Here is a 24,586-nt window from a genome sequence, read left to right on the forward strand (position 1 = left end):
GTTAAAAAAATACTTAAATTAGATAACTATTAATCATTAAAAATCAACGACTTGAAACTAAAATATATTGTTCTTTTTTTTGTTTCTATGTGCTGTTTTTCACAGGAAAACACCTTTTATCATTATGGTTTAGAGGAAGGCCTGTCTCAAGAAACGGTGCTTTCACTTTTAAAAGATTCCAGCGGGTTTTTATGGATTGGTACACAAGATGGCTTAAACCGGTTTGATGGTAATTCTTTTACAGTTTATAAAAATAGCCAAGGAGACACTGCAAGTATTGTTGATAATTACATTAATGCTTTATTAGAGCATGACAATAACACGATTTGGATAGGAACTGCTACCAATGGTGTTTGCTACTATAACCCACAATTAAACATTTTTAATAAAGTTGGAAAGAAAAGATTAAACTGTACAGGCATTGCAAAAGATAAAAAAGGTCGTGTTTATGCTACATATTTAGATTCTGGTCTTTCGGTATTTTCAATAAAGAATGAGGCCATAGAAGAATTTGATGTAAGCTATTTTAAATCTCAACATTTAAAACTTTCAACATTAGCTATTAGCGACTCTCAAATGCTATATGTTGGTTCTAAAGATGGACGTTTATTTCATTCAAACTTAAACGTAAGCCCTTTAGCGGTTAACGAAATAATACTCAACAAAAATCCTGGTCCCATTAATAAAATTTTTATTGAAGATTCTAAACTTTGGTTAGGCACATCGACTGGATTATATATCTATCATACAGAAACTAACAAATTAACTGCTTGTAACATTGAAAAATTAATTTCTAATAATACAGAAAAAATAACTGTTAATAACATCATTACAAAAGGTGATATTTATTATATATCCACAGACAATGGACTATTTGAACTAACAGATTTTGACGTTAAATCATTAAGTTTTAAATCCTTTAATTTTTTTAAAGGTGATAGTGATAATTTAAATTCTATTACTTCAAGTCGTGTGTATACGGTCCTGCCTGATACCAACAAATTATTTATTGGAACCAATAAATTAGATGTAAAACCATTAACAAAAAAAGTATTTAAAACCATAAATACAAAAAGTGAAAGCCCTCTAAATAATAACCATGTGTATTCCATTTTAAAAGATGAAAACTATGTGTTTGTTGGCACAAGAGGTGGATTAAATTGCATTGATAGAAACGGAACAGTGTTACTTATTACTAAAGAAAATACCAATCAAAAATTAGCAAGCAATGTTGTTAGAGGGATTTCAAAAGACAAGGAAAATAATCTATGGTTAACGACTACAAAAGGTGTTTCGGTAATAAACTTAAATCAATTTAATCCTGAAAACCCACAAATAAAGACAATCTATTCTGAAGAAAACAATCCGTCTTCTTTAAGCTTTAATAACACAAGAAGCACCTACATAGATCACAATAATACGGTCTGGATTTGCACGTATGGTGGTGGATTAAGCCGGTTTACTGGTGATTTAAAAACCAATACTTTTACGTTTCAAAATTACAGGCATGACGCTAATACTAATTCATTAAGTTCGGATTTTGTATTTAGCATTACTCAAGATGAACATCTCAATTACTGGATTGCTACTGGAAATGGTTTAAACAAACTTCAATTTAAAAACAACGACTACAACCAACCTACTTTTACATCATTCTACAGAGATAACGAGTTACCAAACGCTTTAAATAACAATACTATTCTATCCACTTTTCACGATAAAAATACAACGCTTTGGGTAGCCAGCCAGGATGGTTTACATCAATTTAATGAGTCCACAAACACCTTTAAACACTATGGTAAAAATGAAGGTTTAAACAACACTTTTGTCTACGGTATGCTTGAAGATGACCACGATAATTTATGGCTTACCACGAATAGCGGCATATTTAAATTTAACAAAGAGACTGAAATCTTTACAAATTATAATACTAAAGATGGTGTACAAAGCTCAGAATTTAATTTAGGCCCTATTTTTAAAGATGAAAAAACCAATACTTTTTATTTTGGCGGTGTTAATGGCTTTAATTATTTTAATCCAGACGATGTTGATAAATTAGATGTTGAAGGTGATTTAATTTTTACATCACTTAAAATAAAAGGCGAGGAAATTAACCCAATTAAATCTCCAGATATTATCTCGGAAAATATTACAAAAGCATCAGAAATTAGTTTAAAATATAACGAATTCCCGAGTGCCATTAGTTTTTCGGAACTGGATTTTAGAAAGACAAAAAACAATCAATTTGTTTATAAATTATTACCAAATAATGATGTCTGGAACGAACTTAATGATACTAAAGAAATTCAGCTTTTAGATTTACCTAAAGGAAATTTTACACTATTAGTTCAGGGCAAAACAAGAAACAAATTATGGCAAAAAGAACCGTTACAAATTAGACTAAATGTATTGCCTCCTTGGTATAAAAGCAATCTTGCTTATGCCTTGTATGCGCTTTTAGGGCTAAGTGTTTTCTTCTTATTTTACAGATTTCAAATTCAAAGAAAATTAGCACATCAAGAAGCAAGTAGATTAAGAGAACTAAACGATTTGCGAAACAAACTCTACACCAATATTACGCATGAGTTTAGAACACCTATTACTGTAATTTCTGGGATGGCAGAAAATCTTAAAGAAAAGCTTAGTAAAACAACACCAGACATAAATGCGGCTCTTGAAATGATTGAAAGAAATAGTAATAATTTACTTAATCTGGTGAATCAAATGTTAGATTTAGCTAAACTTGAAAAGGGTAAATTAAAACTTAATTTAGAACAAAACGACATTGTTGCACACGCACGCTATTTAACAGAAAGCCTGGTTTCTTATGCGCAAGAAAAAGAAGTGTCGTTAGTTTTTTACAATGAGGATGAACATATTATAATGGATTACGACGCCAATAAGGTGACACAAATTATTTCTAATCTCATTTCTAACGCTATTAAGTTTTGTGATAAAAAGAGTAAAGTTATCGTCCATGTAAGTAACGATTACAAAAACGAACAATTAATATTAAAGGTAAAAGATAGTGGGAAAGGCATTACTGAAGAAGATTTGCCTTTTATTTTCGACCGGTTTTATCAAGCCGAATTTTCTAAAGCAGAGGGTTCTGGCATTGGCTTGGCGCTTACTAAAGAACTTGTAGAATTAATGAATGGAAGCATAAAAGTAGAAAGTAAACCCAATATAGGCACCACATTTACTATCCTGTTACCTATTACCAATACTGCCGAAATAACCACAAAAACCAATATTAAATCACCTGTTTTTAAACCGCTTCAAAAACTAAGCCCAAATTTAATTGATGAGACATTAAACCTGCCCATTGCTTTAATTGTTGAAGACAATAAAGATGTGGCCTCGTACATTAATTTGTGTCTGCAGGACACGTATCAAATTATAAATGCCTATAACGGTGAAGACGGGATTAATATGGCAATTGAACACATTCCAGATATAATTGTTAGTGATATTATGATGCCTAAAAAAAATGGCTTTGAGTTGTGTGAAACTTTAAAGCAGGATATTAAAACCAATCATATTCCAATTATTCTACTCACTGCAAAAGCATCACAACAAGATAAAATTTCAGGACTATCTATTGGAGCAGATGCCTATTTAACGAAACCCTTTAATAAAGAGGAATTACTTATAAGAATAAACCAACTTATAGAACTGCGTAAAACATTACAGCATAAATATAAATTAGATGCTAATTTTTCCATACCTCATAGCAAAGCTATTGATAACGTAAACGATACATTTATTAACAACGTTATACAAAGTATTAATAAAAATATAGAAGATTCTAACTTTAATGCGTTCTACCTGGCAAGAGCGATGCATTTAAGCGAATCGCAACTGTACAGAAAACTAAAGGCTTTAACCAATACCTCAACAGCAGTTTATATTCGAAAAATCCGATTATTAAAAGCCAAAGAATTACTCCAAACAACTACGTTATCGGTCTCAGAAATTGCCTATGCCACTGGGTTTAACGACCCAAGCTGGTTTAGTAAGGCGTTTAAGGAGGAATTTAATGTTGCACCAAGCGACATACGCAATTAATTGATAATTAGTTTATTACAATTTTCTATGCATTAAAAATGCAAAAATACTACATGCTTTTTTAAACAGTAATTAAATACTACACAGGTTTGATTAAATACTGCAACCTTTAAATAGGATTCTGCTATAATTTTGGTTTCGAACAATAAAGCTATTAGTCATGAAATCGATTATTCACTTAAATTATTCTTCAGATAGAGACGACAGTACGCTTAGTATAGAAAATATGCCATCTCTGTTTGTTAAAGAATATATACGAGAACAAACACCAGAACCAAGTTTTCTATCAAGGGCAAAAAGCACTTTAAACAAATTAAAACCAACACGTTGGTTTGATGATATTTGGGATGATATTTCTATAGAAATGTAAATCCTCAACAATGAACAATGCAATAATATATATAGTTATAGGTGCTGTTTGCGATACATTTGGCGATTTACTCATGAAAAATTGGGTGCTCAATAGCAGTAAACTTTATTTTATTGCAGGCATGTGTTTTTATGTGGTTGGACTTGGATTTCTGGCTTTCAGTTTTACCACCAAAAATATGGTTGTTGCATCCGTTTTATTTTTAATTTTTAATATCGTGCTACTAACATTAATAAATTGCTTTTGGTTTAATGAAGCACTTACCAGTAAACAAATTGTAGCTATAATGTTTGGTATAACTGCTGTTATCCTTTTTGAATTCAACTAATTAATAAATTATATATATAATATAAAAGATTATAAAGGTGCTATTAATCACGTTAGAAATGGGAAGCAGTAATAACGTTAACATTTATTGTTTCCCTATTTCTAATAAATTACAGCATTACCAACTGTAGCGCAGCATATACCTGCCACACATAAATTAAGGCAATTCTTACAATTCACCATTAAAATAACACCTAATCCTTTTACCTTTAACACTTAAATCCATTGATTATGAAACAAATTTACTTCTTTTTTACAATTCTCTTAATCACCCAGCAAGTATTTGCACAGCCCGCAAATGATGATTGCTCGAATGCAGAGATAATAACTATAAGCGCAACATCTATAACGATTCCGTTCGATATTAATACTGCAACGCTAAACAATGAAACGATTTGTACTACAACTACAGATTTTGCAGATGTTTGGTATGAATTTACTATGCCTTATAACGGAAATGTTTATGTAGACGGCACTTTAGCCTGGAATAATTTTGCCCTTTATAACGCTTGTGGAGGCACAGCAATTGAATGCGAAAATTCAAATGTTTTATTTACAAATTTAATATCGGGAAACACTTATTTTTTAAGGGTTTACAGAACATTTGCAACGAACACAAATACGGCTTATCAAAGTTTTTCTATAAAAGCATTTGCTGAAGCCACAAATGATGATTGTACAACTGCCGAAAACATCACTGTCTCCACAAATGATACCACGGTAAATTTTGAAATTGGAGGCGCCACAGTCAACAACGAAATTGGTTGTGAAGGAGGTACCGCCCAAGATTATGTAGATATCTGGTACGATTTTACAATGCCTGTTACTGGCAATTTATACGTAGATGGTGTTATAGGCTGGAACAATTTTGCCCTATACGATGCATGCGGTAGTGCGCAAATTCAATGTGGTAGTACGAGTGAGTTATTTACAGGCTTAACGGCAGGCACTAATTATAAATTAAGATTATTTAGAACAGAGTCGAATGCAGATAACAGCTATTTAAGTTTTACCATTAAGGCGTTTCCTGAAGTTACCAATGACGATTGTGCTACATCAGAAAACATTGTAGTTTCCGAAACCAATACAACGGTTAATTTTAATATTGGTGGAGCCACAGTTAATAACGAACTGGGTTGCGATGATGGTATAACTCAGGATTATGTAGACATCTGGTACGACTTCACATTGCCTTTTAATGGTAATGTTTATGTAGATGGCGTTATTGGATGGAATAATTTTGCATTATTTGATGCCTGCTCTGGTACCGAAATTCAATGTGGTAATGCCAATGAATTTTTTACAGGATTAGCTTCGGGAACCAACTATAAACTTCGATTGTTTAGAACACGAGCGAATGCAGATAACAGCTACCTAAGTTTTACAATAAAAGCTTTTCAGGAAGCTACAAACGATGATTGTGCTTCAGCTGAAAACATAACCGTTAGCACAGATCTTTCTACAGTAAACTTCGCTATTGGTGGTGCTTCTGTTAACAGCGAAATTGGTTGCGCTGGTGGTAATACTGAAGAAGTTGTAGATATTTGGTACGATTTCACGATGCCTGTAAATGGAAACCTGTATGTAGATGGTGTTATAGGCTGGAACAATTTTGCTTTATTTGATGCCTGCTCTGGCACCGAAATTCAATGCGGAAGTACAAATCAATTATTTACTGGATTAACAGCAACAACAAATTACAAATTACGATTATTTAGAACTGCAGCTAATGCAGACAACAGTTATTTAAGCTTTACCACGCAGGCTTTTGAGATAATTAATAACGACGATTGTAGTGCTGCAGAACCAATAACATTATCGCCTTCAACACCAATCTCCGTTAGCTTTGGTATTGCTGGTGCTGCAATTAATAATGAAATAGGCTGTTCTGGCACGACAGTTCAGGATTATGCCGATGTTTGGTACGATGTTACTATGCCTCAGGACGGCTTTTTATTAATAGATGGCGATATTAGTTGGAATAATTTTGCGCTTTACGATAGTTGTGGTGGCACAGAGTTAGGATGCTTTGATACCACAGGAAATATAGGCGGATTAACAAATGGTACTACGTATAAACTAAGGGTATTTAGAACCTTGGCTCTTGTAGATAATTCTTCGTATAAAAGTTTTACAATTGAAAGTGCTTCTACTTTAAGTACCACCTCTCTTGAGTTAGAAAAATCCGTGAGCCTGTATCCAAATCCAACTTTAAATAAAGTAACCGTTTCAAGCAAGCATAAAATAAATAACCTTGAGGTGTTTAATTTATTAGGACAGCGAATTTTACAAAACACAAGCCAAAATACAATAGATTTATCTCATTTTAAATCAGGAGTTTATCTTGTAAAAATTAAAACCGATAAAGGAGAGGTTACTAAAAAAATATTAAAACATTAATTACGCTATTACCATATTCTTTTTAGAAGCTAAAAAGCCGAAAACTTGAGTTTTCGGCTTTTCTGTTTTATAAATTGAGTTTAATCTGCAAACGTTAATTCGCCTCGCGATTCTAGTTCCTTAAATTTCTTTACCAAATCTAATGCATCAGGTATGACATCGCTACACAGGATAATTAGCGATCCTTTTTTAGCATTTTTTACAGCATAGGTTATAGCTTCTTTTTCTGAAGGGATAATAGTAGTTTTCTTATTCGGGTCTCTCATTTTTATCCCATCATTAAGCATTTTAATAAGTTCCTCCTCTGTTTTTCCGCGTAAGCGTTTGTCCTGACGAATAATAATTTCATCAAACATATCGGCCGCAATGGCTCCCATCTCGTTATTATCTTCCTCTCTTCTATCTCCAATACCTGCAATAATACCAACCTTAACTGTGGCATCTAATTCCTCTGTAAATTTCTGTAATGCACGCATTCCAGCAGGATTGTGTGCATAATCTAAGAGTATGGTAAAGTTTTCAAATTCAAATAAATTTAAGCGCCCTGGAGTTTGTGCTGCCGAAGGAATAAAAGTTTCCAATCCTACTTTCATATCCTCAATTCTAATACCTTGAACATGTGCAGCTAAAACTGCTGCCAAAACATTCTGAATCATAAATTTCGCTTTCCCGCCATAGGTTAGCGGTATATCTTCTACTTGCATAATACGCATTTTCCACTCGCCTCTACAAATAGTTACGTACCCATTTTCGAAAACTGCAGTAATTCCGTTTAAGCGTTGTAAAGCTTTAATTCTCGGGTTATTTTCATCCATAGAAAACAGTGCCACATTACATTCTACAGTACGTCTCATATCGTAAACCAAATCATCATCTGCATTTAAAATGGCGTAACCATCTGGTAAAACAGTTTCTGGTATTACGCCTTTAACTTTTGCTAATTGCTCTATGGTGTGAATGCCTTTTAAACCTAAATGATCTGCTGCAACATTGGTAACAACGCCTACATCGCACTTTTTAAAACCCAGTCCTGCGCGTAAAAGCCCACCACGAGCACTCTCTAAAACCGCAAAATTTACCGTTGGATCTTTAAGTACAAATTCTGCACTGGCTGGTCCTGTACAATCACCTGTCATTAATAATCGGTTTTGTATATAAACACCATCGCTGGTGGTATAACCTACACGATAGCCTTTCATTTTTGCTATGTGTGCTATTAATCGGGTGGTGGTTGTTTTTCCATTAGTACCAGAGATAGCAATTATAGGAATACGTCCTGTGTCACCATGGATAGGAAATAGCTTATCGATTACTGGAGCTGCCACGTTTCTTGGAAGCCCTTTTGTTGGCGCCAGATGCATTCTAAAACCAGGACCTGCATTTACTTCAAGTACTGCACCACCAGTTTCAGATAATGGTTTAGAAATATCTGTTGTCATAATATCTATACCACAAATATCTAAATCTATAATTTTAGAAATACGCTCTGCCATAGACACATTTGCCGGATGTACAATATCTGTAACATCCTCTGCAGTTCCACCAGTACTTAAATTAGCTGTATCCTTCAAGACAAGCATTTCGCCTTCTTTTAAAACAGACTCTAAGGTATAACCAGCATCTTTAATGATGGTTTCGGTGAGTTCGTTTACCGTTATTTGAGTTAGTACATTTTCGTGTCCGTAACCACGTCTTGGATCTCTATTTACTATATCTATTAAACGCTGGATATTAGACTCTCCATCACCTATTACATGAGCTGGAGTACGTTTAGCCGCAGCCACTAATTGATTGTTTATAACTAATAACCTGTAATCTTCACCGGTAATAAATTTTTCAACGATAATAGCACCACTACGGGAGCTGTCTTTTGCATGATGAAATGCTTTTAAAGCATCTTCATAATTTTGTATATCTACAGTAATACCACGTCCGTGGTTACCATCTATAGGCTTAATAACCAAAGGATAGCCAACATATCTGCAAGCGTCTTCAAGGCTTCTTTCGCGTCTAATAATATCACCTCGTGGCACTTCTACCTCAGCTTGTTCTAAAAGGTATTTTGTATCCTCTTTATCGCAAGCTAGTTCCACACCAATACTACTGGTTTCACTTGTAACAGTTGCCTGAATTCTTTTTTGGTTAGCACCATAACCCAATTGGCATAACGAATATTTATTTAGTCTAATCCATGGAATACCACGTGATTCGGCTTCTTCAACAATAGAACCTGTACTTGGACCTAAACGCGATGCTTCACGTAATTCTCGCATTTTTTGAATGTCTGCATCTAAATCGTAGTCCTCTGCCGCTATTAATGCATTACAAATATCAAAAGCAGATTGTGCTGCAAAGCGTCCAACATTTTCTTCAAGATAAGAAAACACCACATTATAAACTCCTTTTTCTCCATAACCACGTGTTCTCCCAAAGCCCGTGTCCATTCCTGCGAGTGTTTGTATTTCTAATGCAATGTGTTCTATTACGTGTCCCATCCAGGTGCCTTCATCAACACGCATAAAAAAACCACCTTCGCAACCTTCAGAACAACGATGAGAATACATAGAAGGAAACATGGCCTTTAAACGTTCAGAAAATCCAGAAACTTTATTTGTTGGATAGTCCTCCATTTTTTCCAAATCTAGAACCATAACAATAAGCTTATGTCTTCTTACAGACCAATAGTTAGGACCTCGCATGGCATTTATCTCGCGTATTTTCATTTGTATATGGTTTTGTTAGTTACTTATGTGAAAGATTATAAATATATACATTTTTCTCTTAAAAATTTAGTTTATTTTTGCCGTAATAAAATAATTGCAAGCCCAGATTTATGCTGAAGAATAAAGGAACACTAATCCCTATTGGTGGAAATGAAGACAAAGGAATAGAAGAAAGCGAACAATATACTTTAGAGTTTATTGACGAAGGTATTCTATATCACGTAGTTAGAGAAGCAGGAGGAACAGACGCTAATATTGTTGTGATACCAACGGCATCAAGCATACCTGTAGAAGTTGGGCAAAATTATCTTGAAGCTTTTTCAACGTTAGGTTGCAATAATGTTACTGTTTTAGACATTAGAAGTAAGGCCGATTCTAAAAAACAATCCTCTATAGACTTAATAAAAGCTGCAAATTGTGTGATGTTTTCAGGTGGAAATCAATCCAAAATAACCAATAAAATTGGTGACACAGAAATTCATGAGATTTTAAAACACCGTTATAAAACTGAAAAAGGCTTTGTTGTTGCTGGTACAAGTGCTGGTGCAATGATGATGTCTCAGGAAATGATTGCTGGCGGAAGCGCAGCCGAATCGTTTATAAAAGGTGCTGTTAAAATGTATAAAGGCTTAGGGTTGGTGCCCAACTTAATAATAGACACCCATTTTATTAAACGTGGTCGTTTTGGGAGAATTGCAGAAGCGGTAGCACAGTTTCCAGATTTAATTGGTATTGGTTTGGCAGAAGATACAGGCATGATAATTAAAAACAGAACCTGCCAGGTTATTGGCTCTGGAATGGTTATTATTTTTGATGGCAGACGCATTAAACACAATAAACACAAACAATTGTCTATTGGCACACCAATGTCACTTACAAACCTGCGCACTCATATCTTATCGAATGGAGACCGTTTTCACATAGAAAAGAAGAAGGTTAAAGTATTGGCCATTGAAGCGCCATTCATTTAAATATCAGTTTACCACACCACTTTTCTTATAAAAAACACGGTAATCTATTTTATTTATAAATTTTCAATTCCTCTCTACCATTTGAAGATTTACAGGCACGATACATACCTTCTGTATTAAAAGGCATCGCAATATTTCCTTTTGTATCTACCGCAATTAAGCCACCATCACCATTAATTTCAAGAATACGTTTGTGTATTACTTCGTTAGACGCCTCTTCAAGAGACATATTTTTATGCTCCATTAAGCAAGCCACATCATAAGCCACAACACCACGTATAAAAAACTCGCCACTTCCTGTACAGGAAATTGCACATGTTTTATTATTTGCATAATTTCCGGCACCAATCATTGGGCTATCGCCTACTCGTCCCCATTTTTTATTGGTCATACCTCCTGTTGAGGTTGCTGCTGCTATATTGCCATTCTGGTCGCAAGCCACTGCTCCAACAGTACCAAATTTCCCATCCTTTTTAACGCTATGGTCTAATTGAAAGCCATCAGAATCTTTAATACCTTGCCATTGCTGGTAACGTACCTCATCGTAAAAATAGTCTGGCGATGCCACCTCGTAGCCTTGCGTTTTTGCAAATTGCATGGCACCTTCACCGGCTAAAAATACATGATAACTGTTATCCATAACATCTCGAGCCAAGCTTACCGGGTTTTTAATTCCGGTTATTAAAGACACGGCTCCTGCTTCTAAATTTTCACCGTTCATTATCGCTGCATCCATTTCATGCGTGCCTTGATTGGTAAATACCGATCCTTTTCCTGCATTAAAAAGCGGAGAATCTTCCAAAGCTTTTACAGCTGTTTCAACTGCATCTAAAGCGGTTCCGCCTTGCTCTAAAACAGCATAACCTTTAGTTCTTGCAATGGTTAAAGCGTCTTTATATTTAGCCTCTAATGCAGGTGTCATTAAACCTTTTACCAAAGTTCCTGCTCCACCGTGTATAGCGATTGAAAATGTATTCATACTTATAGAAATTATGGATGCAAAAATACGTTGAGATTTTTTAATAACTTTCTTTAATTCGAGGTTCTTTAGTTTTTAAAGATATTGTAATTTGCGTGTTGTCCGTTCCAGCGCAGTCGGAAACTAATTTTCGAATTGTAAAGCAACCTCTCGATTGCGCTTGAGGAGACAATAATTTTTAAATTAATATTCGATGTCAGACAATAAACGCGTCTTTTTAGTTGATGCTTACGCTTTAATCTTTCGTGGCTATTATGCCTTTATAAAAAACCCAAGAATAAACAGTAAAGGTCAAGATACCTCTGCTATTATGGGTTTCATGAACTCACTGTTAGATGTTATTAAACGCGAGCGACCAAACTTGTTAGCCGTTTGTTTCGATAAAGGTGGCAGTACAGATCGTGTGGAAATGTTTGACGCCTATAAAGCTAACAGAGACGAAACACCTGAAGGTATTAAAACAGCAATTCCTTATATCTGCCAAATTTTAGAAGCCATGCATATTCCTATAATGGTTAAAGAAGGTTTTGAAGCAGATGATGTTATAGGAACGCTATCTAAGCAAGCTGAAAAAGAAGGTTACCAGACGTTTATGGTAACTCCAGATAAGGATTTCGCGCAATTGGTTAGTGAAAACATATTTATGTACAGACCTGTTTTTGGTGGAGGTTACGAAACTTGGGGCATTCCAGAAGTAAAGAAAAAATTTGAAGTGAACGATCCCTTACAGGTCATCGACTTTTTAGGTATGATGGGAGATAGTAGCGATAATATTCCAGGCCTACCAGGTGTTGGCGAAAAAACGGCAAAGAAATTTATTGCCCAATTTGGTAGTATGGAAGGTCTACTGGCAAACACAGACCAGCTAAAAGGTAAAATGAGAGAAAAAGTAGAGGCCAATGCAGAATTGGGACTGTTGTCTAAAAAATTAGCAACAATTATGTTAGATGTGCCTGTAGAATTTCATGCTAAAGATTTTGAATTAGATCCACCAGATGTTGAAAAGGTGAAAGCTATTTTTCAGGAATTGGAATTTAGACGTCTCACCGATAATTTTGTTAAGACCTTTACCTCTGGAGACGAAGCCACTTCAGTACCATATAATGCTTCAGGTGTAACCAAACCCAAAGCAACACCCACGGAAAACGCAAGCGCTGGTGCTGGGCAATTTAGTTTGTTTGGTGGTGCAAGTCCTTCAGCAGAAGCTACAACAGAAAATACTTACCAAAGAAAAACCATAGAAAACACATCACACTTTTACCAAAGTGTTGCGCCAGGCATGGCTACAAAATTGTTTATTAAAAATCTAATGAACCAGACTGCAGTGTGTTTCGATACGGAAACCACAGGTTTAAACCCATTAACCGCAGAACTTGTTGGCATTGCCTTTTCATGGGAAGTTGGCAAAGGCTTTTATTTACCTTTTCCAGAAGACAAGCAGGAAGCACAAGCTATCATCGAAGAATTACGATGTTTTTTTGAAGCAGAACACATTCAGAAAATCGGTCAGAATTTAAAATACGATATCAAGGTATTAGCAAAATATAACGTAGAGGTTAAAGGCAAATTATTCGATACCATGTTGGCACACTATTTAATAAATGCCGATATGCGCCACAATATGGATGTGTTAGCCGAAACCTATTTAAATTACACACCTGTTTCTATTACAGAACTCATTGGTAAAAAAGGAAAAAACCAATTATCGATGCGCGATGTGCCTTTAGAGAAACAAACAGAATACGCGGTTGAAGATGCTGATGTTACCCTGCAATTAAAAGAACACTTTGAAAAAGAATTGGGCGAAGCCAATACCCAAAAATTGTTCGACGATATCGAAATACCACTGCTTCGTGTCTTGGCTGCCATGGAGCTGGAAGGCATTAATTTAGACGAAGCCTTTTTAAAATCTTTATCAGAGGAGTTAAACAACGACATTGCTACGTTAGAGGCTAAAATCTACGAGGTGGCAGGCGAAGAGTTTAATATTGCCTCACCAAAGCAGTTAGGCATTGTTTTATTCGAAAAGTTAAAATTAGTCGAAAAGCCTAAAAAAACCAAAACCGGACAATACGCAACAGGTGAAGATATTTTGTCATACCTGGCTAAAGACCACCAGATTATTCAGGATATTTTAGAGTATCGCGGACTTTCGAAACTAAAAAGCACCTATGTAGATGCCTTGCCAACACAAGTGGAAACAGCTACAGGTCGTGTGCATACAGATTATATGCAAACCGTTGCTGCCACTGGACGTTTAAGTAGCAATAACCCTAACTTACAAAACATTCCTATTCGTACCGAACGTGGTCGACAGGTTAGAAAAGCGTTTATTCCGCGTAACGCAGATTATGTATTATTAGCTGCCGATTATAGCCAGATAGAATTGCGTATTATCGCTGCTTTGAGTAAAGAGGAAACCATGATGGAAGCCTTTAGAAATGGTGAGGATATTCATGCCAGTACGGCTGCAAAAGTATTTGGTGTGGATATAAAAGAGGTCACACGCGAGCAACGTAGCAACGCAAAAACCGTTAATTTTGGCATAATTTATGGTGTTTCTGCTTTTGGATTAAGTAACCAGACCGATTTATCCCGAAGTGAAGCCAAAGAGCTCATAGATACTTACTACGCCACCTACCCAAACCTAAAAGCTTACATGGGTGAGCTTGTCGATTTCGCACGCGATAATGGTTATGTGCAGACCGTTTTAGGAAGACGCAGGTATTTAAAAGATATTAATTCCAGAAATGCTGTGGTACGTGGTGCTGCAGAGCGTAATGCGGTAAACGCACCTATACAAGGTAGTGCTGCAGATATTATTAAACTGGCCATGATTAATATTTATAACAAACTCGAAAAAGACCATTATAAAACCAAAATGCTACTGCAGGTACATGACGAATTGGTCTTCGATGTGTATAAACCAGAATTGGAAGACATGAAAGCCTTAATTAAAACCGAAATGGAAAATGCCTTTAAAATGGATGTACCACTTGATGTTGAAGTTGGTGTTGGTGCAGATTGGTTGGAGGCGCATTAAATTAAAATCATGACGAGGCAAGCCACAAATAGAATTATCTACAAAGAGGAAGAGTATTCCTTAGAGTGTCTTTTTGATTTTAATCATGATATAGAAACTTATGGGCTAAAATATTATCGTAATAGTACTGCTGGTGGTGAATTTTATCAATGTTTTGAAATAATTAAAAATGAGCTCAGGCTTAATAATGTAAAAGCAGTAGACTTAGATTTTAAAGAACAACATAAAAAACAGTATATTCCTAAACCCATTAATGGTGTTTTACCTCATACTTTAAACAGCTTGAATGATTTATGCTATGAAAATATTAATCTCAAAATACCATATTCTGGAGATGTATTAATTATGAATGATTTTATTGCAGAGACTTGTTCTATTATTGATATTTTACGACCATGGCACTATAAAAAAGTTTTAAAACTTAGTTTTAAAAAAGGTATAGTAATTAACGAAAGAATGCTATCAAGACAGCAAATAGCTAATTTGAAAACTGAGAGTGGTATTGCGATGAAAAAATTAATTGATGATATTAAAAGAGGTGCTTTTAGATATTAAGTAAATATTGACTTGGATTGGCTGGAGACGGATTAATTTTTAAATGATATGAATAAGCATGAAAATTATGAAATTTTAAATTTAATAGGCTATGGCCTATCAAAATTTAGTAATAATTTTATTAAAGAATTTGGCTTCAAAACTAAGACCTCATTTTATGAATATTTAGTAAAAATTGGTGTAGCTGAAACAACTGGAACTATTAAAAATAGAATGGATTTATTCGATCCTTTTTTTGAAAACAATAGAAAAGGTTGGTGGCAAAAGGGTGATGCTTACATCCATAGAAAGCTTTTAATTGATAATTTATTTGGTGATGAAAAAGTAGGTCCATATTCAAATATCGTAAAACTATTTCTCAAGGAGAATTTAAAAGTTGAAGATATATTCGTAGAAGTAAATCCAATACAAAAGTCAAGGTTTAAAAAACTTCAAGAAACTGGATTAGAGGCAGAATTATATTTTATCAATAATTATAATAATATTGATATTTTTAAAAATGGCATCATTGAAGATGCTCGTCTTTATGGAGATGGATATGATTTTCAAGTCAATGTAAATGAGAATTCTTATTTAGCAGAAATTAAAGGAATAAGAGCAAAAAAAGGCAAATTTAGATTGACTCAAAATGAATATGTTAAAGCAAAGGAGTATCAAAAAGATTATATAATTACTTTAGTATTAAACTTAGATGATATACCTACATTTTTGACAATAGATAACCCTTTGAAAAATTTAAAATTTGAAGAAAAAATAATCAATTCAAAAAAATCTAAAGAATACCATTTAATTTCTGATATCCATTAAAACAATTACAATAAATGTTAAATTATTCTATTCTAGATATTCCAACTGTACTCCACCCTCCTTTTAAACTTAAAGATGTTATTTACAATTGTCCTATATGTGACAATGAAATTTTTATGGATATAGTTGTTTTTGATAATACTTCTGTTAAATGTGAAAACTGTAATCACAAAATCATATTAAAAATAAAATCAATATAATTAGTCAGGCAATATTACATTGACATAATAAAAGTAAACCGATAAAATAATATTTAAAATTAGATGTGTTAATATTAAAAAATATTAGAGAAAACTATGCAGAAATTTTCAAAACAGATATTCATTATTTAATATGAGAATTTAATTTTCTTTTATAATTCTATATATGAAGAAGAAATAACTACTTGGATAAATAATTTGCCTATAAGAATTGTAATGAAATTCAATGAAGAGACTGAGACTGAGAGTATTTATGATTTTATTAAACTTGACTAATTTTTAAAAATTAATATTTTTAAGTAAAACAATCCAACGCAAAATTTACTCTTTCAAGTTAATTCCTAATCAAACTAATAACTATCTTGTACTTCTTTTAAAAAGTTATATATGATTATTACAAAAATATTAGGTCTTTCAACTGTATTTACAAAAAGCAAAAAAGTAAAAATTGCTATTTTACTTATTGAAATTGTTATTTTAATGTATGCTATTGCAGCCAGTGAGGAAGCCTCAGAAAACAATAAAAGATTAGAGCAATAACATAAAAATTATTGCCCTATTTCGAATTAAAATATTGCTTACACTTAATCGCAGGATTTGTTTTTCGGTTTTTAAAAGCATGAAAAGTACTGCTCAAAAACAATATAATAGCAGCTACCATTGCGGTATAAGCCACAGTGGTGTTAACATCACTATTGGCAACATAGATTGCAAATAATGCCCACGCACCAACAAGCGCAAATTCTCTCATGTTGCGTTTCCAAGTTACCAACAGGTTAATTACTGTTGCAATACCTATAAGTAATACGGTCCAAACGGTTGCAGAAATTCCAAAACCATCCCAATTGTATTTTACCAAAACTGCCGAAACATTGGCAATACTCGCCACTGTTATCCAGCCACTATATATTACAAATGGCCACCATAAAAATGCGATTACCGATATGGGAGCATCAAACAACTCCATGTTGTTTTTAAGTACAATTTGCAGTAATGAGAACAATATAATAAAAATAAATACCGACGATAGAACCGTATAACCATAAATCCACGTTACAATCCATAAGCAATTGGCAATGCAGGACACAATAAACCACAAACCTGTTTTTAGAATAAATTGGTCGTCTCTTACATTTACAAAAAGACTTCTGCCTTGATAAACTACAAACCCTAAAAGCAGTAAATATATTAGTCCCCAAATTGAGAACGCATAACCAGCAGGCGTAAATAGAGTGTTGTATGTTTTAGAGACTTCTCCTATAGTGGTGTTGTTTAACAAACCTGTATTAGATAAGTAGTTCATTACTATAACACATACAAAGGCAAAGCCATTTGCAATTTGAAGGGTTTTTTTCATATTAAAGGGATTGGAATAATAGTATCAACGACGCTTATTCTTACTCTTAAATTTAGCCTTATTTTTTCTCTGGTTAAAGGGAACTGCATCGTTAAACGTATTTTTAGCTTCTCCTGTAGGCTTGTTTTTACGCCATTTTTCGTCTTTTTTAGGCAATAACACACTTAATAAATCTTGACGACCTAACTTGTTTAAGGTGTTTTTTATCCACGCTTTGTTTTCGTCTTTATACCAAAAGAAAAAACGGTGCTGCTCGTCTTTTTCTTTTCTTGTTTTTGGTGTGTTTACTTTTTTAAGGGTATAAGGATGATAACCACTATAGTAAATTACCGTTGCAACCGTCATTGGTGTTGGTGTAAAACCTTGTACCTGCTCCAACTGGAAACCCATATCTTTAGTTTCGGCAGCTAAGTTTGCCATGTCTTCCACTTCGCATGCTGGATGATTGGATATAAAATAAGGAATTAACTGAAGTTTTAAATTCTTCTTAATATTAATTTTATCGAAACGCTCTTTAAATTTATGAAAGTACGTAAACGAGGGTTTACGCATGAGTTTTAACACAGGATCACTGGTGTGCTCTGGTGCCACTTTAAGTCGGCCAGACACGTGTTTGGTCATGACTTCTTCGGTATAATCGTCCAATTCTTTTGGGTCTGCATTTTTATTAAATTCCGGCACTAACATATCATGACGAATCCCACTTCCAATAAACGATTTTTTTACTTTTGGATGGCTGTCCACAGCCTTATATAACTCCGTTAATGGTTTGTGCGACGTATCTAAATTACTACATATTACAGGCGAAATACAACTTGGTGCCACACACTTATCGCATATAGACTGTACTTTACCTTTCATTTTATACATATTCGCACTTGGACCTCCAATATCGCTTAAATAGCCTTTAAAATCTGGCATGTTTGCCACAGTATCGACTTCTCGCAATATCGATTCCTGACTTCGCGAAGCAATAAATTTACCTTGGTGTGCCGAAATTGTGCAGAAGCTACAACCACCAAAACAACCTCTGTGAATATTAATCGAGAACTTAATCATTTCGAACGCAGGAATTGGTCCGCGTTTGTTATATTTTGGATGCGGCAATCTGGTGTAAGGCAACTCGAAAGACGCATCAATTTCTTCTTCGGTCATGGTTGGATAAGGCGGATTTATCATCAACGTTTTATCTCCAACTTTTTGAAAAATACGTCGAGCTGCCAGTTTATTAGACTCCTGCTCTATCACTTTAAAGTTAGAAGCATACTTTTTCTTGTCCTTTAAACAGGTTTCGTGAGAGGCGATTTCTACATCTTCCCAATTACTATTTTTGGGAATTTTTTCATTTTTATTTAAAAGCACAGCAGTTTGTAAAACTGTATTTATACTGTTAAACGGTACACCTTTTTCAAGCAAACGTATAATTTCCCGCAAGGGTTGTTCTCCCATGCCATACACCAACATATCGGCTTTAGAGGTTTCTAAAATGGTAGGCATAAGTTGGTCGCTCCAAAAATCGTAATGTGTAACACGACGCAAAGAACCTTCAATACCACCAATTAAAACTGGTGTGTCTGGCCATTTTTCTTTTAAAATTTTACTGTAAACGGTCGATGCATAATCCGGACGAAATCCTATATCACCATTAGGCGTGTAGGCATCTTTATCGCGACGCTTTTTATTAGCATTATAATTACTAATCATAGGATCCATGCAACCACCAGTAACGCCAAAAAACAATCTTGGCTTTCCTAATTTTACAAAATCCTGAAGATTATCGTTTACATTAGGCTGTGGTACAATAGCAACGCGTAAGCCAAAACTTTCTAATAAACGTCCAATAACGGCAGGCCCAAACGTAGGATGATCTACATAGGCGTCACCACTAAAAAGTATCACGTCCAGTTCTTGCCAACCGCGTATTTTAACCTCTTTGTTTGTGGTAGGTAACCAACTAGAAAGTTTTAATTCTTGCATAACGCTGCAAAAATAGATAAAAAAAGACTCTTAACTATTATTATTAAAGGCTTTAGCATTTATTTTAACATGTTAATTATTAAATATGAAGTACTTTATAATCCGTTTTAAGAGTTTAAGTATTCATTTTATAAAGGATATAAACAAAATAAGCTGGATGTAAACAGTTGATTTGAAGAATTTAGGAGGTAATTGACAAAAGTCCAAAACATATCAACAAAGTTATCAAATAAAATACTGCATACTATTTGGTAATCAAGAAGATTGTCGTAAATTTGCAAACTCTTTTTGAGAGAGGAATGTTTAATAATAAAATTTAGAAATTGTGGATACACTAAGCTACAAAACCATTTCGGCTAACAAAGCAACTGCAGATAAGCAGTGGGTTTTAGTTGATGCCGATGGTCAAACTTTAGGCCGTATGTGCTCCCAAGTTGCAAAACTTTTAAGAGGAAAGCACAAGCCAAGCTTCACACCACACGTTGATTGTGGCGATAACGTAATTGTTATCAATGCAGAAAAAATCAACCTTTCTGGAAACAAGTGGAATGACAAAACTTACATTCGTCACACAGGTTATCCAGGTGGTCAAAGAAGTTTAACTGCTACTGAATTGTTCGGAAAAGATCCGTCAAGATTAGTAGAGAAATCTGTAAAAGGAATGTTACCTAAAAATAAATTAGGAGCAGCACTTTTTAGAAACTTAACTGTTGTTAACGGTACAGAGCATGCTCACGAAGCTCAAAAACCTAAAACAATTAACTTAAACGAATTCAAGTAATGGAAGTATTACACAAAATTGGTCGTCGTAAAACGGCTGTTGCTCGTGTTTACCTTAAAGAAGGTAAAGGAAACATCACGGTTAACAAAAAAGATTTAAAAGACTACTTCGATACAGCTACTTTACAGTACAAAGTAAACCAACCGTTAGCATTAACTAACAATGAAGGTAACTTTGATATCTCTGTAAATGTATTTGGAGGTGGTATTACTGGACAAGCAGAAGCAATCCGTTTAGCAATTTCTCGTGCAATGTGTGAGTTAAATGACGAAAACAGAGGCATCCTTAAACCAGAAGGTTTATTAACAAGAGATCCAAGAATGGTGGAGCGTAAAAAATTCGGACAGAAGAAAGCGCGTAAAAAATTCCAATTCTCGAAACGTTAATTTTATCCTTCAGCAGTATTGGCTATTATCAATACTGTTGAAAATTACAAAACAAAAAATTAAAAACAGTTATTGTTGCTCATAACGGTAAAACGTTAGAGTTTAGTTTAGCATCTAAATGCAGCCAAGCGCTAAAGCTATAAGCCAAAAGCCAAATGGAACATTGCTAATTCAACAGAACGTAAACTATTACAAAATGGCAGTAGAAGTAAAAGAATTACTTGAAGCAGGTGTACACTTCGGTCACCTTACACGTAAGTGGGATCCAAACATGGCTCCTTACGTATATATGGAGCGTAACGGCATCCATATTATCAATTTATACAAAACAGCAGCTAAGATGGACGAAGCTGGAGATGCATTAGCAAAAATTGCAGCCTCTGGACGTAAAATCTTATTTGTTGCTACAAAAAAACAAGCAAAAGACATCGTCGCTGAAAAAGCAGGAAACATTAACATGCCTTACATTACAGAAAGATGGCCAGGCGGAATGTTAACTAACTTTGTTACTATTAGAAAAGCTATTAAAAAAATGGCTACTATTGATAGAATGAAGAAAGATGGAACCTTTTTAACTTTATCTAAAAAAGAGCGTTTACAAGTTGATCGTTTAAGAGCGAAGTTAGAAAAAAACTTAGGTTCTATTGTAGATATGACACGTCTTCCAGGAGCTTTGTTTGTTGTAGATATTAAACGTGAGCATATCGCGATTAAAGAAGCACAGAAATTAAACATTCCTATTTTTGCAATGGTAGATACTAACTCTGATCCTCGTCAGGTAGATTACGTAATACCAGCAAACGATGATGCTTCTAAATCGATCGATAAAATTTTAACGCACGTTACAGAGGCTATTACAGCTGGATTAAACGAGCGTAAAGCTGAAAAAGCTGAAAAGGCAGAAGGTAAAGCTGAGAAAAAAGCTGCTCCTGCAAAGAAAGCGAAAGCAGCAAAAGAAGAGGAAGAATAAAACATTAAATTATTACTAATAAAGTCGTTTAATTCTTTCTATACAGAAATTAATTAAACGACTTTTTTAAAATATACTTATCATGAGTGAAGTAAAAATTTCGGCAGCAGAAGTAAACAAATTAAGAAAAGCAACTGGTGCAGGTATGATGGATTGTAAAAAAGCCTTAGTGGAAGCTGGAGGTGATTTTGATGCAGCTATCGATGTATTACGTAAAAAAGGACAAAAAGTAGCAGAAAAAAGAGCCGACAGAGAGTCTTCTGAAGGTGCTGCTGCAATAAAAATTAATGATGATAATACTGTTGGTGTTGCCATTGTATTAGGATGTGAAACAGATTTCGTTGGTAAAAACGAGAACTTTTTAGCATTAGCTAATCAATTAGCCGAAAAAGCAATCAACTTTGATAACAAAGAAGATTTCTTAGCATCTGATTTTGGTGGTATGACTGTAGCTGAAAAATTAGTTGAGCAAACTGGCGTTATTGGTGAGAAATTAGAAATTAATGCGTTCGAAAAATTAGAAGCACCTTATGTTGGTTCTTACGTTCACATTAATAAAATTGGTGCTTTAGTTGGTTTATCTAAAGAAGATGAAACCGTTGCTAAAGATGTGGCCATGCAAGTTGCTTCTATGGGAGCAACCTCTTTATCTTACAAAGGTTTTGATGCAGATTATATTGCTAACGAAACGGAAGCAAGAATTGCTGTTATAGAAAAAGATAATATCGAGTTAGGCCGTTTAGGTAAAACATTAAAAAATGTACCACAGTACATTTCTATGGCTCAATTAACTCCAGAAGTTATGGCTAAAGCTGAAGCAGATGCAAAAGCAGAATTAAAAGCTGAAGGTAAACCAGAACAAATCTGGGATAAAATTTTACCAGGTAAAATGGATCGTTTCATTAGTGATAACACAACTTTAGATCAGGAGCAATGTTTATTGGACCAGAAGTTTATTAAAGACGAAAAGCAAACCGTTGCAGACTACGTAGCGTCTAAAGACGTTGAAGTAACTGCTTTTAAACGTGTTTCTTTAGGATAAAAAAATCTTTTTTCCATTTCTGTGTAAACGGAAATCTTTTAAAAAGAAATTAAATACATAAAACCACTACTCTATTTTTAGAGTTAGTGGTTTTTTTTATGCTTAAAAACACTTAGTTTTGCGTAACCTTCAACACAACCCTTATGAAATATAAAAGAATCCTCCTTAAACTCTCTGGCGAAGCCTTAATGGGTAATCGTCAATACGGTATTGATCCCGAACGTTTGACAGAATATGCCGAAGATATTAAAGCCGTAACAGAGAAAGGTATCGAAGTTGCCATTGTTATTGGTGGCGGTAATATTTTTAGAGGTGTAGCTGGTGCGATGAACGGAATGGACCGAGTACAAGGTGACCATATGGGTATGCTGGCCACAGTTATTAATGGCTTGGCTTTGCAAAATGCACTTGAAGACTCTGGTGTTAAAACACGTTTACAAACAGCTATTAAAATTAACGAAGTGGCAGAGCCTTTTATTAGAAGAAAAGCCATGAGCCATTTAAGAAAAGGTCGTGTGGTGATTTTTGGTGGTGGTACCGGAAACCCATACTTTACTACAGATTCGGCAGCAGTGTTAAGAGCCATCGAGATTCAAGCTGATGTTATTTTAAAAGGAACTCGTGTAGATGGTATTTATAATACAGATCCTGAAAAAGATAATACCGCTGTAAAATTCGATCACATAACATTTGACGATGTGTTACGTAAAGGTTTAAAAGTAATGGACACCACAGCGTTTACACTAAGCCAAGAAAACGATTTACCAATTATAGTGTTCGATATGAATACGAGAGGTAATTTAATGAAAGTGGTTTCTGGAGAAAATATTGGAACTCAGGTAAGCTTATTACCTACTTCTGCAAAATAGACTTAACGTTTCTATCTCATTAAATTTTGCTCAATTTTTAAAATTGATTACATTAGTATTGAGAATAAAAATGTGATCAGGCAAAAGGTAATGTAGCGACTAAAATTTGGTTTCATGGTATCCAATTTTGGCTTAATTATTGAATAGAGCCTAAGTAATATAACAAAATTAACAATGAACGACGACATTCAATTTATAATAGACAGCGCAAAAGAATCTATGGATGCTGCTATAGAACACTTAAAAAAGCAATTTTTAAACATACGTGCAGGTAAAGCAAATCCGGCAATGTTAGGTAGTGTAGTTGTAGATTATTATGGCTCTCAAACACCGTTAAGCCAGGTGGCAAATGTAAATACACCAGATGGTAGAACCATAACCATTCAGCCATGGGAAAAAAGCATGATTCAAGAAATTGAAAAGGCAATACAAGTTGCAAACTTAGGTTTTAACCCAATGAATAATGGTGAAAGCTTAATTATAAACGTACCACCTTTAACAGAAGAACGCCGTTTACAATTAGGGAAACAAGCAAAGGCCGAAGCAGAAGATGCTAAAGTTGGTGTTAGAAATGCGCGTAAAGATGCTAATAACGAAATTAAAAAATTGGAAGATGCATCAGAAGATTTACAGAAAAATGCCGAAGCAGATGTTCAGGAATTAACAGACAGGTCCGTAAAAAAAATTGATGAACTTTTAGCCAACAAAGATTCAGAAATTATGACAGTTTAAGTGTTAAAAGCGACTTAATAGTCGCTTTT

At 34.4% G+C, this 24,586-nt stretch carries 19 protein-coding genes; 15 read left to right on the forward strand and 4 right to left on the reverse strand.

Annotated elements, in window-relative coordinates:
- Positions 1-51: 51 nt before the first annotated feature.
- The 4 genes from ACVC43_RS07730 to ACVC43_RS07745 all read left to right on the forward strand — a co-directional run bounded on the left by ACVC43_RS07730 (position 52) and on the right by ACVC43_RS07745 (position 7,165).
- Positions 52-4,068, forward strand: a complete 4,017-nt coding sequence (locus tag ACVC43_RS07730) for an ATP-binding protein (RefSeq protein WP_452223927.1) — start codon at positions 52-54, stop codon at positions 4,066-4,068.
- Between the two features lie 160 nt (positions 4,069-4,228).
- Entirely contained in the window at positions 4,229-4,438 is a 210-nt protein-coding gene (locus ACVC43_RS07735; protein WP_452223928.1) for a hypothetical protein, read from the forward strand.
- Positions 4,439-4,448: 10 nt separating this feature from the next.
- A complete protein-coding gene (locus tag ACVC43_RS07740) occupies positions 4,449-4,766 on the forward strand; it encodes a hypothetical protein (protein WP_452223929.1) in 318 nt (105 codons plus the stop codon).
- A gap of 230 nt (positions 4,767-4,996) precedes the next feature.
- A complete protein-coding gene (locus tag ACVC43_RS07745) occupies positions 4,997-7,165 on the forward strand; it encodes a T9SS type A sorting domain-containing protein (RefSeq protein ID WP_452223930.1) in 2,169 nt (722 codons plus the stop codon).
- 80 nt (positions 7,166-7,245) lie between these two features.
- Here the strand turns inward: ACVC43_RS07745 and cphA are convergent, their stop codons facing one another.
- Complete coding sequence (gene cphA / locus ACVC43_RS07750; protein WP_452223931.1) at positions 7,246-9,888, reverse strand: cyanophycin synthetase; 2,643 nt, start codon at positions 9,886-9,888, stop codon at positions 7,246-7,248.
- A gap of 110 nt (positions 9,889-9,998) precedes the next feature.
- Between cphA and ACVC43_RS07755 the strand changes: the two genes are divergently transcribed.
- A complete protein-coding gene (locus tag ACVC43_RS07755; RefSeq protein WP_452223932.1) occupies positions 9,999-10,859 on the forward strand; it encodes a cyanophycinase in 861 nt (286 codons plus the stop codon).
- A gap of 49 nt (positions 10,860-10,908) precedes the next feature.
- On the opposite strand, the gene ACVC43_RS07760 is transcribed toward ACVC43_RS07755, so the two are convergent.
- Positions 10,909-11,838: an isoaspartyl peptidase/L-asparaginase family protein gene (locus tag ACVC43_RS07760; RefSeq protein WP_452223933.1), complete on the reverse strand. Its 930-nt coding sequence runs from the start codon at positions 11,836-11,838 to the stop codon at positions 10,909-10,911.
- A gap of 193 nt (positions 11,839-12,031) precedes the next feature.
- Here ACVC43_RS07760 and polA point away from each other — a divergent pair, with 193 nt between their 5' ends.
- From polA to ACVC43_RS07780, 4 genes are all read left to right on the forward strand, one after another.
- Positions 12,032-14,881, forward strand: a complete 2,850-nt coding sequence (gene polA / locus ACVC43_RS07765) for a DNA polymerase I (RefSeq protein ID WP_452223934.1) — start codon at positions 12,032-12,034, stop codon at positions 14,879-14,881.
- Positions 14,882-14,890: 9 nt separating this feature from the next.
- Complete coding sequence (locus ACVC43_RS07770) at positions 14,891-15,436, forward strand: hypothetical protein (RefSeq protein WP_452223935.1); 546 nt, start codon at positions 14,891-14,893, stop codon at positions 15,434-15,436.
- A 48-nt stretch (positions 15,437-15,484) separates the two neighbouring features.
- Positions 15,485-16,243, forward strand: a complete 759-nt coding sequence (locus tag ACVC43_RS07775) for a DUF3883 domain-containing protein (RefSeq protein WP_452223936.1) — start codon at positions 15,485-15,487, stop codon at positions 16,241-16,243.
- A gap of 587 nt (positions 16,244-16,830) precedes the next feature.
- On the forward strand, positions 16,831-16,983 hold the full coding sequence (locus ACVC43_RS07780; protein ID WP_452223937.1) for a hypothetical protein: 153 nt from the start codon (positions 16,831-16,833) through the stop codon (positions 16,981-16,983).
- Between the two features lie 16 nt (positions 16,984-16,999).
- Here ACVC43_RS07780 and ACVC43_RS07785 read toward each other — a convergent pair whose 3' ends face one another.
- Positions 17,000-17,800 carry a tryptophan-rich sensory protein gene (locus ACVC43_RS07785; RefSeq protein WP_452223938.1) on the reverse strand — a complete coding sequence of 267 codons (801 nt, stop codon included), beginning with the start codon at positions 17,798-17,800 and terminating at the stop codon, positions 17,000-17,002.
- A 24-nt stretch (positions 17,801-17,824) separates the two neighbouring features.
- Positions 17,825-19,777 (reverse strand): YgiQ family radical SAM protein, encoded by a 1,953-nt coding sequence (locus ACVC43_RS07790; RefSeq protein WP_452223939.1) that lies wholly within the window; start codon positions 19,775-19,777, stop codon positions 17,825-17,827.
- A gap of 325 nt (positions 19,778-20,102) precedes the next feature.
- Here ACVC43_RS07790 and rplM point away from each other — a divergent pair, with 325 nt between their 5' ends.
- From rplM to frr, 6 genes are all read left to right on the forward strand, one after another.
- Positions 20,103-20,558, forward strand: coding sequence for a 50S ribosomal protein L13 (gene rplM, locus ACVC43_RS07795; RefSeq protein WP_452223940.1), 456 nt, complete (start codon positions 20,103-20,105; stop codon positions 20,556-20,558).
- Entirely contained in the window at positions 20,558-20,944 is a 387-nt protein-coding gene (rpsI, locus tag ACVC43_RS07800) for a 30S ribosomal protein S9 (RefSeq protein ID WP_013869323.1), read from the forward strand. Before rplM ends, rpsI begins: the two co-directional genes overlap by 1 nt.
- A gap of 196 nt (positions 20,945-21,140) precedes the next feature.
- On the forward strand, positions 21,141-21,914 hold the full coding sequence (gene rpsB / locus ACVC43_RS07805; RefSeq protein ID WP_452223941.1) for a 30S ribosomal protein S2: 774 nt from the start codon (positions 21,141-21,143) through the stop codon (positions 21,912-21,914).
- Between the two features lie 82 nt (positions 21,915-21,996).
- Positions 21,997-22,956 carry a translation elongation factor Ts gene (gene tsf, locus ACVC43_RS07810; protein WP_452223942.1) on the forward strand — a complete coding sequence of 320 codons (960 nt, stop codon included), beginning with the start codon at positions 21,997-21,999 and terminating at the stop codon, positions 22,954-22,956.
- Between the two features lie 143 nt (positions 22,957-23,099).
- Positions 23,100-23,825 carry a UMP kinase gene (gene pyrH, locus ACVC43_RS07815; protein WP_452223943.1) on the forward strand — a complete coding sequence of 242 codons (726 nt, stop codon included), beginning with the start codon at positions 23,100-23,102 and terminating at the stop codon, positions 23,823-23,825.
- Between the two features lie 174 nt (positions 23,826-23,999).
- Positions 24,000-24,557 carry a ribosome recycling factor gene (frr, locus tag ACVC43_RS07820; protein WP_452223944.1) on the forward strand — a complete coding sequence of 186 codons (558 nt, stop codon included), beginning with the start codon at positions 24,000-24,002 and terminating at the stop codon, positions 24,555-24,557.
- The last annotated feature ends 29 nt before the right edge of the window (positions 24,558-24,586 follow it).

It is taken from the genome of Lacinutrix chionoecetis (genome assembly GCF_053604665.1).